The 17,167-nt window shown below is 66.5% G+C and carries 21 protein-coding genes; 7 read left to right on the forward strand and 14 right to left on the reverse strand.

Translation table 11 applies throughout. From position 1 onward, the window contains the following. Positions 1 to 65: 65 nt before the first annotated feature. From RBT54_RS00140 to nosZ, 3 genes are all read right to left on the reverse strand, one after another. On the reverse strand, positions 66 to 488 hold the full coding sequence (locus RBT54_RS00140) for a transcription regulator (protein WP_320363293.1): 423 nt from the start codon (positions 486 to 488) through the stop codon (positions 66 to 68). Positions 489 to 505: 17 nt separating this feature from the next. Next, on the reverse strand, positions 506 to 2,689 hold the full coding sequence (locus RBT54_RS00145; RefSeq protein WP_320362882.1) for a 4Fe-4S binding protein: 2,184 nt from the start codon (positions 2,687 to 2,689) through the stop codon (positions 506 to 508). A gap of 163 nt (positions 2,690 to 2,852) precedes the next feature. Next, complete coding sequence (gene nosZ, locus RBT54_RS00150) at positions 2,853 to 4,814, reverse strand: TAT-dependent nitrous-oxide reductase (RefSeq protein ID WP_320362884.1); 1,962 nt, start codon at positions 4,812 to 4,814, stop codon at positions 2,853 to 2,855. Positions 4,815 to 5,081: 267 nt separating this feature from the next. On the opposite strand from nosZ, the gene RBT54_RS00155 reads away from it, so the two are divergent. The 4 genes from RBT54_RS00155 to RBT54_RS00170 all read left to right on the forward strand — a co-directional run bounded on the left by RBT54_RS00155 (position 5,082) and on the right by RBT54_RS00170 (position 8,165). Further along, complete coding sequence (locus RBT54_RS00155; protein WP_413788411.1) at positions 5,082 to 6,359, forward strand: sensor histidine kinase; 1,278 nt, start codon at positions 5,082 to 5,084, stop codon at positions 6,357 to 6,359. Beyond that, entirely contained in the window at positions 6,359 to 6,901 is a 543-nt protein-coding gene (locus RBT54_RS00160) for a response regulator transcription factor (protein ID WP_320362887.1), read from the forward strand. Before RBT54_RS00155 ends, RBT54_RS00160 begins: the two co-directional genes overlap by 1 nt. A gap of 125 nt (positions 6,902 to 7,026) precedes the next feature. After that, positions 7,027 to 7,545: a DUF3617 domain-containing protein gene (locus RBT54_RS00165; RefSeq protein ID WP_320362889.1), complete on the forward strand. Its 519-nt coding sequence runs from the start codon at positions 7,027 to 7,029 to the stop codon at positions 7,543 to 7,545. Positions 7,546 to 7,577: 32 nt separating this feature from the next. Then, positions 7,578 to 8,165, forward strand: a complete 588-nt coding sequence (locus RBT54_RS00170; protein WP_320362891.1) for an NAD(P)H-dependent oxidoreductase — start codon at positions 7,578 to 7,580, stop codon at positions 8,163 to 8,165. A gap of 85 nt (positions 8,166 to 8,250) precedes the next feature. On the opposite strand, the gene RBT54_RS00175 is transcribed toward RBT54_RS00170, so the two are convergent. The 3 genes from RBT54_RS00175 to RBT54_RS00185 form a co-directional block, all read right to left on the reverse strand. After that, positions 8,251 to 8,661 carry a putative zinc-binding protein gene (locus tag RBT54_RS00175; RefSeq protein ID WP_320362893.1) on the reverse strand — a complete coding sequence of 137 codons (411 nt, stop codon included), beginning with the start codon at positions 8,659 to 8,661 and terminating at the stop codon, positions 8,251 to 8,253. Between the two features lie 87 nt (positions 8,662 to 8,748). Then, positions 8,749 to 9,096, reverse strand: coding sequence for a DUF1840 domain-containing protein (locus RBT54_RS00180; protein ID WP_320362895.1), 348 nt, complete (start codon positions 9,094 to 9,096; stop codon positions 8,749 to 8,751). Between the two features lie 17 nt (positions 9,097 to 9,113). Then, positions 9,114 to 9,671 (reverse strand): hypoxanthine-guanine phosphoribosyltransferase, encoded by a 558-nt coding sequence (locus RBT54_RS00185; protein ID WP_320362897.1) that lies wholly within the window; start codon positions 9,669 to 9,671, stop codon positions 9,114 to 9,116. A gap of 197 nt (positions 9,672 to 9,868) precedes the next feature. On the opposite strand from RBT54_RS00185, the gene upp reads away from it, so the two are divergent. Beyond that, complete coding sequence (gene upp, locus RBT54_RS00190) at positions 9,869 to 10,501, forward strand: uracil phosphoribosyltransferase (protein ID WP_320362899.1); 633 nt, start codon at positions 9,869 to 9,871, stop codon at positions 10,499 to 10,501. A 119-nt stretch (positions 10,502 to 10,620) separates the two neighbouring features. Next, complete coding sequence (locus RBT54_RS00195; RefSeq protein WP_320362901.1) at positions 10,621 to 11,868, forward strand: uracil-xanthine permease family protein; 1,248 nt, start codon at positions 10,621 to 10,623, stop codon at positions 11,866 to 11,868. Here RBT54_RS00195 and RBT54_RS00200 read toward each other — a convergent pair. The 3 genes from RBT54_RS00200 to RBT54_RS00210 are packed head-to-tail and all read right to left on the reverse strand — an operon-like array spanning position 11,801 to position 12,924. Then, the gene (locus RBT54_RS00200; RefSeq protein WP_320362903.1) at positions 11,801 to 12,202 is read right to left on the reverse strand and encodes a YqjK family protein; all 402 of its coding nucleotides are present in this window, start codon (positions 12,200 to 12,202) and stop codon (positions 11,801 to 11,803) included. The two genes, RBT54_RS00195 and RBT54_RS00200, sit on opposite strands and share 68 nt — an antisense overlap. 13 nt (positions 12,203 to 12,215) lie before the next feature. Further along, positions 12,216 to 12,608: a phage holin family protein gene (locus tag RBT54_RS00205; protein WP_320362905.1), complete on the reverse strand. Its 393-nt coding sequence runs from the start codon at positions 12,606 to 12,608 to the stop codon at positions 12,216 to 12,218. Between the two features lie 4 nt (positions 12,609 to 12,612). Further along, positions 12,613 to 12,924, reverse strand: coding sequence for a DUF883 family protein (locus RBT54_RS00210; protein WP_320362907.1), 312 nt, complete (start codon positions 12,922 to 12,924; stop codon positions 12,613 to 12,615). A 288-nt stretch (positions 12,925 to 13,212) separates the two neighbouring features. Here RBT54_RS00210 and RBT54_RS00215 point away from each other — a divergent pair, with 288 nt between their 5' ends. Beyond that, positions 13,213 to 13,710, forward strand: a complete 498-nt coding sequence (locus RBT54_RS00215) for a TlpA disulfide reductase family protein (protein WP_320362909.1) — start codon at positions 13,213 to 13,215, stop codon at positions 13,708 to 13,710. A 93-nt stretch (positions 13,711 to 13,803) separates the two neighbouring features. On the opposite strand, the gene RBT54_RS00220 is transcribed toward RBT54_RS00215, so the two are convergent. From RBT54_RS00220 to RBT54_RS00240, 5 genes are read right to left on the reverse strand one after another with little or no spacing between them, the layout of a single operon-like run. Beyond that, positions 13,804 to 14,292 carry a nitrous oxide reductase accessory protein NosL gene (locus tag RBT54_RS00220; protein WP_320362911.1) on the reverse strand — a complete coding sequence of 163 codons (489 nt, stop codon included), beginning with the start codon at positions 14,290 to 14,292 and terminating at the stop codon, positions 13,804 to 13,806. Continuing rightward, the gene (locus RBT54_RS00225) at positions 14,289 to 14,900 is read right to left on the reverse strand and encodes a nitrous oxide reductase accessory protein NosL (RefSeq protein ID WP_320362913.1); all 612 of its coding nucleotides are present in this window, start codon (positions 14,898 to 14,900) and stop codon (positions 14,289 to 14,291) included. The genes RBT54_RS00220 and RBT54_RS00225 overlap by 4 nt, the downstream gene beginning before the upstream one ends. A 43-nt stretch (positions 14,901 to 14,943) precedes the next feature. Continuing rightward, positions 14,944 to 15,462 carry a TlpA disulfide reductase family protein gene (locus RBT54_RS00230; protein WP_320362915.1) on the reverse strand — a complete coding sequence of 173 codons (519 nt, stop codon included), beginning with the start codon at positions 15,460 to 15,462 and terminating at the stop codon, positions 14,944 to 14,946. Then, positions 15,459 to 16,469 carry a hypothetical protein gene (locus RBT54_RS00235; RefSeq protein WP_320362917.1) on the reverse strand — a complete coding sequence of 337 codons (1,011 nt, stop codon included), beginning with the start codon at positions 16,467 to 16,469 and terminating at the stop codon, positions 15,459 to 15,461. The genes RBT54_RS00230 and RBT54_RS00235 overlap by 4 nt, the downstream gene beginning before the upstream one ends. Then, a complete protein-coding gene (locus RBT54_RS00240) occupies positions 16,466 to 17,164 on the reverse strand; it encodes an ABC transporter ATP-binding protein (RefSeq protein WP_320362919.1) in 699 nt (232 codons plus the stop codon). Before RBT54_RS00240 ends, RBT54_RS00235 begins: the two co-directional genes overlap by 4 nt. Between the last annotated feature and the right edge of the window lie 3 nt (positions 17,165 to 17,167).

Below are 17,167 nucleotides of genomic sequence, written 5' to 3' on the forward strand. Positions count from 1 at the left end.
TTGCCCGGAAGCATTGCGCCGCCCGCAGGCGGCGCAATGCTCAGAGGGTGTTTCGTTCCGACAGTTCAGATCACCAGCAGCCCCATGCTCTTGAGCGTCAGGAACAGCACGGCGCCGATGAGCAGGTTCTTGAAACCCACGTAGCACACCATGTCCATCAGGCTGGCCTTGCGGTAGCTGCGGCCCCACCACGGGCCGTCCTTGACGTAGGGCTTGGCGCCCATGCGCACGACGACTTCGAACACGCTCCAGCCGAACCACCAGCCGATGACGGCGCCCGGCGTCAGGTCGCCCATGGCGGCGAGTACCCAGGCCACGCTGGCGGCGACCGCCAGCGCCAGGCCGGCGGCCTGGATGATGCGCTGACGCTCGAAGCCGCTGCGGCTCCACGGCCAGATGTGATCCCAGGCTTCGGCCACCAGGCGGGCGGCGCCCTTGTCCTCGTAAGGCGGGTGGACGGCTTCGGTGAGGATGCGCGGATCGACCATGATCATGTCCTCCTGCTTCAGGCTTTGGGGGTGGCGCTGGCCACCGGCTTGATCGGGATGTAGTAACCGTCGGCACCGATCGGCGTGAGTGCCACGCCGGCCTTGGTGCGACGCTTGCGTTCCTGCGCCAGCGGCGGGCAGGCGTGCTCATCCGTGTACATGACCATGCAGTCCAGACACAGCATGCATTCGCGATGATCGATGCGACCCTTGTCGTCGATCGCCAGCGAGCCGCAGCCCACCGCGCAGGCCTTGCAGCTGTCGCATTCCTGCTTGCGCTTGAGTCCGAACCAGCGGAAGGTCGATGGCATCGCCAGGGCAGCGCCCAGCGGGCACAGGTACTTGCAGAACGGACGTTCGGTGAAGATGGACAGGCCGAGCAGACCGGCCGCGAACAGAGTGTAGGGCCAGCTGCGGTTGAAGATGCCGACCAGGAACGTGGTCTTGAACGGCTCCACCTCGGCGAGCTTTTCGGCCAGCCCCATCGACAGCACCGACACCGCGAGCAGGCCGAAGAACACGAAGTACTTCACCCACTTGAGGCGGTTGTGCCACTTCATCGGCAGCATGAACTGGAAGCGCTTGAGGCCGAGCTTGCTGCCGATCTTGTACAGCAGCTCGGACAGCGAGCCGAAGGGGCACAGCCAGCCGCAGAACAGTCCGCGTCCCCACAGGAACACCGTGATGATGATGAAGATCCAGAACAGGAAGATGAAGGGGTCGGTCAGGAACAGTTCCCACTTCCACTGGAACAGCAGAGCGTGGAACCAGGTCAGCACCTGCGTGATGGACGGTTGCGCCATCAGGTAGAAGCCGATGAAGAAGATGCTGACGATCCAGGCGGCGTACTTGAAGGCGTCCACCGGCCACTTGTTCTTGCGCGTCGACATCCGGGTCAGGCGGTCACGCATCGCGTACACCGCACCCACGCCCACGAGCAGGATCGAGAACAGCACGATCTCGACCGCGCGCATCTTCCACACCCGGACCCAGGGCGCATCGGGCTTGACGACCTTCGGCCGGCCGCCTTCCATGTACTTCGCCTGCACCCAGTATTCGTTGTCGAAGCTGACGAAGTCGCGGTGGCCGGTCTCGCGGTCGAGCTTGTTGCCGAGGAAGACGAGGTTCCACGGATACGCTGCGGCAAAGCCGGGATCGCGGATGATGAAGATCGCCGATTCCTTGAAGCTCGGCGCACCCGGCGCCTCTACTCCCCACAGCGGCAGGTAGTCGAGGTCACGGAAGGTAAAGGCGTCCATCTCCTGGCCGACCTGCAGGCGGTCGTAGATGCCGCCGCGCACGAAACCGGAGCCCTTGAACGAGTCGCTGCCGTTGGAAATGATGAAGATCGCGTGCTCGTTTTCCTTTAGCCGTGACATCAGGCTGTTGTAGCCGCCTTCGCCAAGGACGCTCTTGCCGACCGATGGCGTGTTCAGGTAGCCAAAGAACATGTCGACGTAGGGCTCGGGGGTGCGTGGCATTCCGAGCTGCTCGGGTTTGACGGTGAGGCGGCGGACACTGCCTTCCTTGACCATCTGATCCCAGCCCAGACGCTCGTCCATCGCCGAGAAGCGGATGGGCGGCTTGGGTTCGATCTTGAGAATGCCCACCTGGCGGGCGATGGCCACGCCCGAGCGCATGATTACCTGGTTCTGCGCGATCACGGTCACGGTGGCGCCGGTGATGGCGTCCAGGCCGATGTAGCCTTCCTCGTTACGGCCCTTGCCGATCTCGATGCGATCGCCAACGAACTTGCCGAGGTACTGGTTGACGAATTTGGTCAGCACCGTCTCGGGGATGCCGAGCAGCAGGATCGGCTCGCTGTGACGCAGGATCTTGGTGCCGGTGATGATGCCTTCGGTGTTCATGCCGATCAGGGTGATCACCGGCTTGCCGGAGTAGGCCGGGATGTCGACGATGTCGGTCGACAGGAAGACATAGCCGATGAGCTTGTTGGTGCCGCTCTCGTTGCGGTAGGCCTCGACGTAGGCGGGCTTGCCCTTGCGATCCGAGAAACTGTCCGCGCCGGGCAGAACTTCGGCGCACGGGACGTGGGTGCAGAGGTCAGGAGCCGTGTTGAGCTCGGCGGGCAGCGGAGCCTCATAAGCTGTCTGCGCAGTGGCTGACAGGGGGAAAAGCAGGCCTGCGACAGCGATGCACGCCCCAATGGCGGCGCTGCGCAGAGCGGAGAACGGTTTCATGATGCGCTCCGATGTGGATCCATCGGCGAGACTACGCGGATGCCTTTTCGGGGGCCTTGCTCATCATCAAGTTCTGATAGAAGTGCAGGGGCATCGTGTCGGCCGAACTGGAAAAGAAAGAGGGGCTTGCGCCCCTCGTTCCGAACTGCTGAATTGCCTGGGCTTATGCGGCTTCCACCAGCATGCGGGTGCGCATTTCCAGGTGCAGGGCGTGGCAGAAGTGCGTGCAGTAGCACCAGTACACACCCGGCTTGTCAGCCGTGAAGGTCACCGACTTGGTTTCCTGCGGGTTGACCGTGAAGTTGATGTCGTACTTCGGAATCGCCCAGCCGTGGGTCAAGTCTTCGATCTTGTCCAGGTTGGTCAGGATCAGCGTGACTTCGTCACCCTGACGGATGGTGAATTCGCGCATCGAGTAGGCCGGGGCCTGCGAGGCGATCTTGACCGTGACCTTGTTGCCTTCGCGGAACACGCCGGATTCCTTCGCGTCCTTGATCGACAGCGGGTGGTCGGCAAGGTTGCCGACCTGCTTGGTCTTGATGATGTCGCGCTTGACGATGACGAAGTCGTGCGGCTCCGGATGCACAGGGTGGTCGGCCAGCAGCACCATCTTCTCGCCACGGATGTCGATCAGCTGCTCGTTTTCCGGGTGCATCGGACCGACCGGCAGGAAGCGGTCCTTGGAGAACTTGCAACCCACCGCCAGGAACTGGCCGCTGGCTTCCTTGGTTTCACCCATGTCGGCGCTGATGTGGCCGGGCTGGTAATGCACGTCGATACGGTCGACCACGTACTGCACGGCCTTGTCGCCGTTGTAGAACTTGATCGCGGCGTCGATGTTCCACTTGACGATCTGGCTGTCCAGGAACAGCGTGGTGAAGGCGTTGCCGCGGCCGTCGTAGGTGGTGTGCAGGGGGCCGAGGCCGACTTCGACTTCGGAAACCACCGCCTTGCGGATGTCGTCGAGCTTGCCGTCGAAGAAGTCGGCAACCTTGGTGACTTCGATGACGGTGCAGGTGGGCGACAGCTTGCCCGAGCAGATCATGTACTTGCCGTCCGGGCTGGCATTGACGCCGTGCGGGTTCTTCGGCACCGGTACATAGGCGGTGAGCGCGGTCTTCGGATCCGGGTTGGCAGCCTTGGTGCCGTCGACCACGGGAACCTTGGAGTCGCCGACGGTGAAGGACTTGCCGTCCTTGATCGCCTGCTCGATGCGGGCGACGTCGAAGAACACGCAGGCGTCCATCTCGGCCGACATCATGTCTTCGTAGCGCGCGCCGCCTTCGATGTTGTACTGGTTGGAGCAGGCGAAGCGGCCGTCATAGGAGGTGGCGACCAGGTCCATGTTGCCGTCGACCTTGCACTGCCAGCGCACTTCCATGGTCTCTGCGTCGACGCAGGTGAAGAGGCAGAAGTATTTGGTCGGGTCGTCCAGGTCGCGGCCGTCGTTCGGCTGCGGAATGTGGAACTCGTTACCGCAGAACACGCGGGTGGTGTGGTTGATCGCCTGATCGACCGGGTCGCGCTTGTCCGAGAAGATGCCGTGGAAGCCCTGGATGTTGGGGATCTCGGTGATCGCATCGCATTCGAAGACGTCGCCGCGGATGCGGGCGATGCGGCCGTGGATCTTGTCGTTGACCCAGAAGTACTTGCCGTCGTAGGTGCCGTCGGTGTACGAACCGTGGACGTGGTGGGTGTCGCCGGTCTTGTACTTGAGCTCGCCGTCGGGACGGGTGCCGATGATCTTCTTCGACTCGTTGGTGATGCCCCAGCCGCTCATGCAGTCGACGTTGAAGGTCGGGATGCGCTTGATCTCACGCCCCGAAGGCAGGCCGAGGATGCGGCACTCGCCCGAGTGGCCACCGGACCACACGCCGTAGTAGGTGTCGAGTTCGCCCGGTGCCATGTGCAGGTGCAGGCCGTTGCCGGCGGCCTTGGGGGCGGCCGGCGCAGCAGCCGGCGCAGCGCCCGAAGCAGCCGGTGCGGGGGCGGATTCCTTGTTGCACGCCGTCAGGCCGACCGACAGGCCAGCGCCGGCGAGGCCGGCAAGTGCCGCGGTGTTCAGGAACTTGCGGCGGCTCGGGTCGGGCATGTTCTCGACCTGGTTCATTTTTGCATCATTCATGATTCGTTGCTCCCGTGGGCAGGTGTGATCGATTGCAACAGGTTCGGCTCCGCGCCCTTGCGCCCCTCGCGCTGGTTCAACCTGCGTTCCGGAGACCTGTGACAATATGTCCTGTGACGTTTTGTCGCACCTGCATTCTAGGAAGAGGGATTTCAGCAAACCTTGATATAAGGCAAAGGCAGGGCTTTCTCTTCGTATTTCTCTGGAATGGATTAAGTGCACGCGAACCGGATCGACTCACCCTCCGCGGACGGCGGCCCGGGGGGCCTGCCCCCTGTGCTGGCGCCGGGCGGCCTCCTGAATGCAGTGCGCACCGATCGCGGGCGTCTGTTGCAGTTGCGCTGGGTTTCGCTGCTGGCGATGGCGTTGATGAGCCTGGTGGTCTTCCCCTGGCTTGCACCGGCGCAACCGGTGGCGCCACTGGCCGGTGTCACGCTGTGTCTGCTCGCGGTCAATCTTGCCCTGCTGGGTGGCCTGGCCGAATGGCTGGTCGGGCGCTGGGGCGCCTTCCTGCAGTTGACGGTGGACATGGTGGCCTGGGGGGCCTTCCTCTACTTCACCGGCGGCGTCACCAACCCGGCGATCTCTTTGCTGCTGCCGGTGGTGGCGGTCGGCGCTTCGATCCTGCCGGCGTTGCAGGCCTGGTTGCTTGCAGCGCTGGCGGTCGCGCTGTACTCCCTGCTGTGGCAGTACCACCAGCCGGTGTACCTGGCCGATGCCGACCAGGCGATGTACTGGCATCTTGCCGGCATGTGGATCAGCTTCGCCTTTTCGGCGGCGACGGTGGTGTGGTTCATCGTGCGCCTGAACAGCGAGCTGGCCCGGCGCGAGGATGAACTCGCCGCGGTCAATGCTGCGCGTGCGCGCGACGCCTATGTGGTCGGACTCGGCAAGCTTGCCGCCGGCGCGGCGCACCGGCTCGGCACGCCGCTCGGCACCCTGCGCATCCTCACCGACGATCTCGCGGGCCGAGCCGAGCTGGCGGTCGAGGTGCGCGAGGACGTGGAATTGATGCGCGAGCAGGTCGATCATTGTCGCGACATCCTCAATGGCCTGACGCGCGAGGCGGGGCAACAGCGCGCCGAGGGCGGCGGCCCGGTGGACGCGTTCGCGTGGGCGAGCGATGTCGCCGAGCGCTGGCGGCGGCTGCGGCCGGGGGCGGCGCTGGCGATCGGAGCGGGCGCGGCGGAAGCCGGCGCGGTCATCGTTGCCGACGCGTCGCTCGGCGAGGCGCTGCACAATCTGATCGACAACGCAGCCAACGCGAACATCCGTGCCGGGAACGCGGACACGGCGGTGGAACTCCACACCCAGCGCGAGGGCGGCATGGTTGTCATCGCAGTGCTCGACCGCGGGCCAGGGCTCGAACCCGGCCGCGTCGAAGCGGCGCGCCATGCGCCACTCGGCGCTCACGCTGAAGGCATGGGCGTGGGCCTGATGCTGGCGCATGCCGCAATCGAGCACCATGGTGGTCGCCTTGAATTCCGTTCCCGGCCCGGTGGTGGCACGATTGCGCGCATGCTGATTCCTGAACAGGTTGCCTGATGACTCCGGAGAACGTTCCCTGCCTGCTCGTCGTCGATGACGATCCGGCCTTCAACAAGGTGCTGGTACGTGCGCTTGGCCAGCGCGGGTTCGACACATACGGCGCAACCGACAGCGAGGGGGCACTGGAGCTTGCTCGTGACCATGAGCCCGAGTTCATCGTGCTCGACCTCAACATCGGCGGCGAGTCGGGCCTGAAACTGATCCGCCCGCTGCTCGATGCGAGTCCCGGCGCGCGTATTCTGGTGCTCACCGGCTACGCCAGCATCACGACCGCGGTGGATGCGGTGAAGCTCGGCGCGATCCAGTACCTCGCCAAGCCGGCAGATGTAGACAGCATCGTCCGTGCATTGCATGCCGAGGAGGTCGTGCTCGAGGATCGCGTTCCGGATGCGCCGATGTCGGTCGACCGCCTGGAGTGGGAGCACATCCAGCGCGTGCTCGCCGAGCACGAGGGCAACATTTCCGCGACCGCGCGTGCCTTGCAGATGCACCGGCGCACGCTGCAGCGCAAACTTGCGCGCCCGCCGTCGGGTGCCTGAGCCGGGTGGCAGGTCGGCCCATTCCGTCCCGGCGGCGTCGGCCCCTGTTCAAAGAGGCCCGTTCGGCTCTAACCTTCGCTTCGCTCGACCGAATTCCGTCCCCCACCGCCCGAAAGGACCCGACCATGCGCCGCCTGCTTCTGCTTCTGACGACCGCCATCGCTGCCACCGCGCACGCCTCGCCCACGCCGATGGACAGCCCGACCCGCATGTCCGGGCTGTGGTTGATGAACACGACATCCGTGGGCGCCGCGCCGCAGGGATCGAGCTTCCATGTCTGCATCGGCTCGCCTGCCCGCGACGATGTCCTGGCGCATCCGGGCAGCGTGCTCGCCAACTGCCGCGAAGAGCGCTGGAGCAAGGACGAGCACTACAGCTACTACCAGGCGGTTTGCGACGCCAAGGGCGGTAGCGCGGCGGTCGACGGAAAGTTCTTCGGCGATTTCAAGTACAACTTCCAGGGCGAGCTGACGACGACCTTTTCGTCTCCGGATGACGGCGTGAAGGTGAGCAAGCTGGAGATCGACGGGCGTCGCCTCGCCCCCTGCAAAGGCGATCTGCCCGAAGGCAAGTTCCTGATCAAGGGTCAGGACGGCGTGGGCAACCTGAACCTGGGCGAACCGATTCGCCAGCCGGCGCGCTGAATCGGCATGAGGCCCCACGTGGACGATCGACAATGAACAAGCCCCGTATCGTGGTGATGGCCGGCAGCCGCCGGCGTGAGGCGCTGTCGCGCCGGGTGGCCGCGGCATGCGCGCAGGCGCTCGAAGCGGCAGGTGCCGAGGTCGAGCGGGTGGATCTCGACGACTATCCGGCGCCGCTCTACGACGGCGATCTCGAGGCTGCTTCCGGCCTGCCCGAGGGCGTCGTGCGCCTGCAGCGCGTGCTGCACGCGAGCGATGGCGTGCTGGTGGTCAATCCCGAGTACAACGGTTCGCTCACGCCGCTGCTCAAGAACACCCTCGACTGGTGCTCGCGGCCCAATCCGGCCGACCCGGAGCGCTCGGGCGGCAAGGTGTATGCCGGTCGCGCCGCGGCGGTGGTCGGCAGCTCGCCGGGGGCGCTCGGCGGCATGCGGGTGCTGTTCCACATCCGCGACGTGCTCGGCTACCTCGGCATGCAGGTGATTCCGCAGCAACTCGCGGTGGGCAAGGCGGGCGAGGCAGTCGGCGACGATGACCGCCTGCGCGACGCAGCGCAGCAGGAGATGCTCGACAAACTGGCGGCGGCGCTGGTCGATACGGCGCGCAGGCTGAGGGCCTGAGCGCCTCGCAGTGATGGATTCGCGCAGGTCCGGGACGGTGCGTGCTGTATTGCTGGCCCGGCTTCTTGTCCGGCGTGCGCTGTGATCAATGTGCCGCGTCGGGTGTCGGAGCGCGCTTCATCGTCTGCTGGAGCGCACGTGCCTGCGATCGCGCTTGCCGGAAGACCTGCTCGGCCTCGGCAGCATCGAAGTCGCTCGCGTAGCGCTTCTTGACGCCCTGTTCGTTGAGCAGCAGATGAACCGTGGGCTGCACGCCGCGTTCGGCCAGGCTGGCGCGCGTGCACTCGAGGGCACAGCCGTCGAGGGCGAGGATGGGGCGGCCCGAGCGGGCGATCTTCACCAGGTTGGGCACGTTGCCGCCGACGCCGGCGATGCACGACATCTCGGCCTCGCCCTCGTGGTCCAGGCGCAGCGCCACATGGTTGGCCATCTGCGCGGCGCTCGAGCAGCCGGAGCAGGAATAGACGAGCGGCAGGTTCTTCTTGCGGCCGGCCATGGCGGAGTCCTCGACGGGGCGATGTGCGTGGGCAAACAGACTGGTACGGTACCGGCTGCGGCCGGCAGCCTGGGGGTGGTGCGGGGCTCAGATTCCCCAGACGACCGGGGTTTCCTCGCGCAGCGACTCTTCCATCATGTTGAGCAAGGGCCAGGCGCGCTGGGCAAGCCCGACAGGAGCAGCCATCCCGGTGCGGCCGGCGTCCTTGTCGGCGGCCTCGTCGGCGTCCGTGCGCTGACGCTCGAGTTCGGCCTGGCGGGCGCGGTCTTCCTCGATTGCGGCCTTGAGGCGGGCGATCGCGTCGGGCAGTTGCTGCGCGGTGATGATGCCCTGGGCGCCGTGCGGATCCTTTCCCAGGATGGCGATCAGCTTCTTGGCGGCGTCGCCGAGCATGATGACGTCGGCGCTGGCGTGGGATTTGAAAGTGACGAGCATGGCGTTGCCTCCTTTGATTACAGCCCCTTGACCGCGTAGATGCCTGGCGCATTGCGCCAGTAGCCCTTGTAGTCCATGCCGCAGCCGAACAGGAAACGGTCGGCGATGTCCAGGCCCGAAAAGTCGGCACGCATGTCGGGACATGCCTTGCGGTCGTGCAGTTTGTGGACCAGCACCGCCGACAGCACCTCGGCAGCGCCTTCTTCCTTCAGGTGCTCGATGATGGCCTTGAGCGTGTGGCCTTCGTCGAGGATGTCGTCCAGCACGAGCACGGTGCGCCCGCGCAGGTCCTGGGTCGGGCGCACCCGCCAGTCGAGCAGCGTGCCCTGCAGCGCGTGGCCGTAGCGACTGGCGTGCAGGTAGGCGACTTCGAGCGGGAAGGGCAGGCGCGGCAGGATGCGGCCGGCGAAGATGAGGCCGCCGTTCATCACCGCGTACACCAGCGGGTTGGCGTCGGCGAGGCGGGCGGTGATCTCGGCCGCCATGCGCTCGAGCGCGGCTTCCACGGTGGCGTCATTGGCGAGGCAGTCTGCTTCGTCGCGGGCGCGCTTGATTTCTTCCAGATCGATGGACATGTCGAGGTGCTGCGGGCCCAAGCCCGGTGCGTTGTCGGACGCGTCATTCTAGCGCCGATCCCGTGGTGGCGACGACGTCGACGGCGGGCGAGGGCGGGGCGGGATGCGCGATGCGGCAGGCTGTGGTTTGTGCGCTTGTGCGCGGACCGGCGGCGCGGTAAAAGGGGCGGGTCTTCGTCCTGCTGCCCGGAACTGCCATGCCCATCCACGAAATCCGCCACCCGCTCGTGCGCCACAAGATCGGCCTTATGCGCGAAGGCGACATCAGCACCAAGAAATTCCGCGAACTCACCGCCGAGATCGCCCGCCTGCTGGCCTACGAGGCGTGCAAGGACTTCCCGCTCGAGACGGTCGAGATCGAGGGCTGGGCAGGGCCGGTCGAGATCGAGCAGATCAAGGGCAAGAAGGTCACCGTGGTGCCGATCCTGCGCGCCGGGCTGGGCATGCTCGACGGCGTGCTCGACATGATGCCGAGCGCGAAGGTCAGCGTGGTCGGCATCGCGCGTGACGAGGCAACCCTGCAGCCGGTGCCCTATTTCGAAAAGTTCGTTGGCCAGCTCGATGCGCGCATGGCGCTGATCATCGACCCCATGTTGGCCACCGGCGGCTCGATGGTCGCCACGGTCGATATGTTGAAGCGCAAGGGCTGTACGCACGTGCGTGCGCTGGTGCTGGTGGCGGCACCCGAGGGCATCGCGCTGATGAACGAGAAACACCCTGAGGTCGACATTTACACCGCGAGCATCGACAGCCACCTCAACGAGCACGGCTACATCATCCCCGGCCTGGGCGACGCGGGCGACAAGATCTTCGGCACCCGGCATAACTGATTCCACGGCGACGGCGTGCGATGGTCCGCCGCGGTCGCCGCCTCATCACGGCTTCATCGACAACGACAACCATGCCGGCTGCGCGGCATCCGGCCGCGTGCTCCCGGCGGAGAACCCTCATGCGTGAAATTCCCATCCAGTCTGCCGAGCCCCTATGGCGGCAGGCGATCTCCGGTGCCCAGATCCTCTTCGTCGCCTTTGGCGCGCTGGTGCTGGTGCCGCTGCTCACCGGCCTCAATCCGGCGCTGGCGCTGCTCGGCGCTGGCGTCGGCACGCTGCTGTTCCAGCTCATCACGGGGCGCCAGGTGCCGATCTTCCTCGGCTCCAGCTTCGCGTTCATCGCGCCGATCATCTTCAGCATCCAGACCTGGGGCATCCCGGCGACCATGGGCGCGCTCGCCTGCGTGTCGCTGATGTACTTCCTGTTCGCCGGCCTGGTGTGGAAGCACGGCGCCGAGATCGTGCATCGCTACATGCCGCCGGTGGTGGTGGGGCCGATCATCATGATCATCGGCCTGTCGCTCGCCGCGGTGGGCGTCAATATGGCGATGGGTCGCAGCGGCGATGGCAAGATCGAGCTCGTGCCCTACGCCACCGCGCTCACCGTGGCCGGCATCGCCTTTGGTACCACCGTGCTGGTGGCCGTGTTCGCACGCGGCTTCCTGAAGCTGGTGCCCATCCTGTGCGGGGTCGCGGCAGGCTGGCTGGCAGCGGCGCTGTTCGGCCTGGTGGATTTCGCCGCGGTGGGGGCGGCGCCATGGTTCGTGCTGCCGCAGTTCGTCACCCCTAGCTTCGAGCTGGCGGCGGTGCTGTTCATGCTGCCGGTGGCGCTGGCGCCTGCGATCGAGCACGTCGGCGACGTGCTCGCCATCGGCGGGGTGACCGGCAAGGACTACACCGAGAAGCCCGGCCTGCACCGCACGCTCGCCGGCGACGGTGCCGGCGTGCTGTTCGCTGGTCTCATCGGCGGGCCGCCGATCACCACCTATTCCGAGGTCACCGGCGCGGTGACGCTGACCAAGAACTACAACCCGGCGATCATGACCTGGGCGGCGGTGCTGGCGGTGATCCTGGCCTTTTTCGGCAAGTTCAACGCGCTGCTGGCGTCGATTCCGGTGCCGGTGATGGGCGGCATCATGATGCTGATGTTCGGCTCGGTGGCGAGCGTGGGCCTGAACACGCTGATCAAGGCGCGCGTTGACCTGGAGGAGCCGCGTAACCTGGTGATCGTGTCCTCGGTGCTGGTGATGGGGATCGGCGGGCTGGCGCTGAACTTCGACGGCCTGACCCTGCAGGGCGTCAGCCTGTGCGGCGTCGTCGCGGTGCTGCTGAACGTGGTTCTGCCGAAGGTTCGATCCGGCGCTTGACCAGCGCGAGTAGCCCGCGCAGCAGCGGGATGGCGGTGGGCAGCAGCGCCGAGAGCCGCCCGCCGCGCATCTGGCGAACCAGCAGCCAGCCCACCCAGGCGCGTTTGGCAAGCCTGAGCGCAAACCTCGGCTTTGCCGCCAGCACCACGAGCAGCGCGACCGACAGCAGCGGGATCTTGTCCTTCGCCCACGCGAGGTGGTCGCGCAGCGAATCGACGCGGTCGAGCGCGCCGTCGATGCCGGCGAGGCGCTGGGACAGGTCGGCGCGCTGTGCGGCGGCGTGCATCTGGAGCTTCTGCTTGCGCAGCGCGAGATCGATCTGGCGGGAGTCCATGCGTTACCCGCCCTCAGTCCGGCTTGCGCAAGGCTGCGCGATCGCGCGCGAATTCGGCGAGGCTGGCGGTAAAGAGCTTGGTGCCGCTGCGGAAAGCGCGGGCGGCGTTGCTTGCTGCCAGCAGCCCGCCACCGATACAGACGGCAGTGGAAATGCCGAGCGCGAGCAGCCGATGTTCTTCCCAGAACAGCACGGTCAGGAAGATCATCAGGAAAACCAGCCCGAAGCCGAGCAGCAGCCCGGCCAGCACGGTGTTGAGTGCGAGGCCGGTGAGGCGCAGCTTTTCTTCCTGAAGTTCGACTGCAAGCAATTCCAGCCGCGTCTGCGCCGTCTGCAGCCCGGCATCGATGATGCCGTGCAGGCTTTCGGCGAGACGCGGTCTGGGCGCCCTGGGCTCGGTGCTCATCGAATCAGCGACGACTGACCAGCAGGCCGAGCAGGAAGGCGACGCCGGCAGCGACGCCGACCGACTGCCAGGGGTTCTCGTGGACGTAGTCGTCGGTCACGCGCACCGCCTTCTTGCCGGAATCGACGATTGCAGCTTCGGCATCGGCGAGGCGGTCCTTGGCAACAGCCATGCGCTCGCCGATGCGGGCGCGCAGATCGTCCAGCTTGCCGCCTTGCTGGTCGGCAGTGAGCTTGAGAAGTTCTTCGGCGTCCGAGATCAGGGACTTGAGATCGCCGACGAGCTTGTCTTTCGAGGGGTGCAGGGTCATTTCCATGATGGTTCTCCTGTCAGTGGTTCAAGAAGTCTTGTCTGGTCCTATTCGTCAAGGCTAACTCCTAAGACGTCCGGCTGCAATGAACGATGCGTAAGCGGATGCTGAAGGCGATGCAGGCAGATGCCGCGTCCAAGCGCGATGCCCGGCGCCGCGGTGTTGCCGAGGATGCGCCGGATGCCGATGCTTGGCAGAATCCGGGCATCGTTCGCGCGCACGCCCCCGCGGTTCCTGGAACGGCCGCCCAAGCGCACGCTCCAAAATCCGCGTACTCACCTACAAGGTTGCCCCATGATTCGCAAACTCGCTTCGATCCTGTGTCTCGGCCTGCTGGCGACCACCGCCCAGGCCACAGAAGACATCGATACCGCGGCCTTCTTCTCGGCTTCGCTGACCGGGCTCGACGGCCAGCCGGTGGCCATGGAACGCTTCCGCGGCCGGCCGCTTATCGTCAATTTCTGGGCGCGCTGGTGCGCACCCTGTCGCGAGGAGATCCCTGAGCTCATCCGTCTGCACGATGCACAGGGAGCGGACGGGATCGAGGTGATCGGGGTTGCGCTCGAGAGCCAGGTCGAGGGGGTGCGCGAGTTCGCCACCGCCAACGACATGCGTTATCCGGTGGTGCTGGCGGCAAAGCAGGGCATCCCGCTGATGAAGGCGCTGGGCAACGCGCCGGGTGGTGTGCCCTACACGGTCTATATCGGCCGCGACGGCCAGGCCCTGGGCAGCAAGCTGGGGATCGTGCGTGCGGACGACCTGGCCGCGGCGACGCAGGCGCTGCTGAAGTAAGCGCGGCGGTGCGCGCCGGCGCTGCGGCGGTTCCGTCGCCGCCGGCAGCCGGCGTGAAGCGGCGCCGGGCACTGTCGGCGCCCGGGCCGTTGTTTACTCGAAGCGTCCGGCGTCGAGCATGACCGGCAGTTCCGCGCCGACCTCGTGGAAGCGCAGGACGCGGACGCCCTTGTGCTCCTTGACGAAATCGGCGGCTTCCTCCGCGCTCGCCAGCGGCACGAACTCGTGCCCCATCGGCCCGAGCACGTCCGAGCCGACGACGTACCACGCATTCTTCGCGTCGATGGTGGTCAGCCCGTAGTACTCGGTCACCGAAATGCCCTCGATCTGGTCGTGGCTGTGGCCGGCCGCATACTTGGCCGGGTCGTGCCAGAACTTGAACATGTCCTTGGCGCCGTCGAAGAAATGGGCGTGACCATCCTTGTACACGATGGTCGCCACCCAGTTCGGATACTTCGACACCAGCATGCCGCACACCGGGCACAGATCCTTCATGCCCGGCTTTGGCAGCTCTGCGGCCGGCGCCTGGGCGAGTGCGAAGCTCGTCCAGGCTGCGAAAATGAAAGCGAGCAGTGTCTTCATCCCTTGTTCTGCTGCTCCATCATCTTGCGCCGACGCTCGGCGCGGTTCTTGCGGATGCGGGTGACGTCGGCCGACATGTCGGTGTAGGCGGCCAGCAGCGCCTGGTCGAAATCGACGATCTCGCCACCGTTTGCGGCTTGCGAGGCCTTCGCTGCGTCGACGTTGCCGTAGGCGACCTTGCTGCGTGCGGTCATCACGCCGGGCAGCTTGCTGCCGACGAGGAAGCTGGCCTTCTCGACCTCGACCAGCGGCTTCACGTCGCCGTCGGCGGCGTTGTCGCCCACCCACAGCGCCTTTGGGTCACGGTCGATGTTCAGCGACAGGCTGACCGCCGAGCAGTGCAGCGAGCAGGTGCCGTCGGCGAGGTCGTCACCGTAATGCACCACCATGCGCGAGTGGTGGAACTGCTTGCGGTCCATGCCGCAATACGGGCACTTGGGATACTTGGCGATGTCATCGACCTGCGGCTGCGGATCCGCCGCAGTCTTGGGGATGAACTGCGCCGGAGTGCCGTCGCCGGCGCACGCCGGCTGGGCGTTGGCCTTGCCGGCGGCGGCGAGGCCGATGCTGGCGAGGACGGACATCTTGAGGGCTTCTCTGCGGTCCACGGTGTGCTCCTTCGGTGGTGGTGCCGGCACGGGCCGGCGGGGTTCACTTGGCCTTCGGCAGGATGCGTTCGAGCTGGATCGCCAGCAGTTTGTCGTCCACCTCGCCGATGACCTTGCCGCTGATCAGGCCGTTGCGGTCGACGAAGATCGTCATCGGCAGGCCCTTGACGCCGTAAGCGCGGGTGATGCGCGACTCGGGGTCGAGGACGGCCGAGTAGCCGACGCCGAGGTGCTCGATGAAGGCGGCGGCGGTCGCGCGGTCCTGCGCGACGTTGACCGCCAGCACGCTCAGCCCGCTCGCGGCGTGTTCGCGCCAGGCGCGGTCGATCCGCGTCATGCTGTTGGCGCAGTAGCGGCACCAGTCGGCCCAGAAGTCGATGATCACCGGCTTGCCGGCGAAGTCCTCGGGAAAGCGGCGGACGCTGCCGTCGAGGTCGACCGCCTCGAAACGCGGCGCCGCAATGCCGCGCGCCGGACCCGCGTCGGACCCGTCCCCGCTGCAGGCGGCGAGCAGGGTGCAGGCGAGGGCGAAGAGGAGGGCGCGGATCGGCAACGGCATCATTCGATCAGGATCAGGTTGGAGCGCAGCACCATCACGCTCGCCACCAGCACGAAGAGCGCAAAGCCCGCCGCGGCGATGCCGGCCAGCCGCGCGCTGGCCTGCGGAGCGAGGGTGGCGAGGCTGGGCCGGCCGCCGAACATCCTCAGCACCCCGGCCGCCAGCCCGGCCGCGGCGGCGGCGAACAGCGGCAGGTAGAGCAGGTAGCCCTGGTAGCCGTATTCGGGCTTCAGGATGCAGAACGGGCAGTGGTGATTGGGGTGCTCGTAGATGTACAGCGACACGAAGGCGACCACCCCGGCGAGCGCGGCGAAGAAGGCCGCGACCGAGGCCGTGCCCACCGCGAGCCCGCTCCACAGCCGGCGCCCGGCACTCTTCCAGTGCCAGACGGCGACCAGGATCGCGCCGCCCAGCGTGGCGTAGAAGACGCTCATCGCCTGCACCGGCGCCAGCGCGCTGACCTCGCTCGCCACCGTGTCGGCCTCTTCCGAGAACAGGCTGCCGCAGCACGAGGTGATGACGTCGGCTTCGAGGCGGATGAAGTAGTTGAACTGCAGGTAGAGCACCAGCGCGGCGAGTGGTGCGTAGGCGAGCAGCAGGCGGTACTTGAGCCGGGTGAGCGGATAGTCGCGCGCCTGATTGTCGAGGCGGTTGATCGCCAGCCAGGTCGCCGCAAAGAAGAACGCGACGAGCTGTGCGTACAGCGCCGGAAAGCCGTACGCGTTGGCGTTGAGCGTGCCCACGGCACACATCGCGCCGACGAACATCACCGCCATCTTGTCGGCGTTGAACACGAACAGCAGCGTGGACAGCACCTGCAGCCCGCACACCAGCGCCACCATCATCGAAAACAGGTAGGTCAGGCGCTCGAGCCGCAACTGGCGCTCGCTGCCGCTGCCGAGGTCCCAGTGGCGGATCAGGTGCACCGCGAACGGCGACGCGGTCGCCAGCATGGCCAGGCTCAGGCCGGCGGCCAGCAGCAGGGCGATGATCGCGGGCTGGAAGATCATGGCGCCGCCTTGCGCGTATCGACGACGTCGGTGAGCTGGCCGTCGCGCAGCGAATACACCCGGTCGACCACGGCGGATTCCACCACCAGCGGGTCGTGGCTGGTGAGGATCACCGTACGCCCGCTCTCGGCCAGCCGGTGCAGGATCACCAGGAATTCGGCCGACAGCTTGCTGTCGAGGTTGGCGGTGGGCTCGTCGGCGACCAGGACCTGGGGGTCGTTGATCAGCGCGCGGCAGATCGCCACGCGCTGCTGCTCGCCGCCCGACAACCACTCCACCTTGGCGTCGCGGCGGTGGGCGAGCTGCAGGTCGGCGAGCAGCACCTCGGCGCGCGCCAGCAGCTGCGCGCGTGGCGTGCCGCCGGGGTAGCCGGGCAGGATGATGTTCTCGATCGCGGACAGGCCGCGGATGAGGTTGAACTGCTGGAAGATGAAGCCGAAGGTGCGGCGCCGGATCTCGGTCAGGAAGCGCTCGGGCAGGCCGGAGATGTCCTCGCCGTTCAGGCGCACGCGGCCCTCGGTGGGGCGGGCGAGGCAGCCGAGGATGGTCAGCAGCGTGGTCTTGCCCGAGCCCGAGGGGCCCTTGAGCACGCTCACCCGCGCCGGCAGGATGTCCAGGTCGATGCCCTTGAGCGCCCAGTATTCGTTGTGCTGGCCCTGGTTGAACACCTTGCGGATGTTGGCGAGTTCGAGCATCGC

The sequence above is a fragment of the Thauera sp. genome (genome assembly GCF_034003485.1).
Classification (GTDB): domain Bacteria; phylum Pseudomonadota; class Gammaproteobacteria; order Burkholderiales; family Rhodocyclaceae; genus Thauera.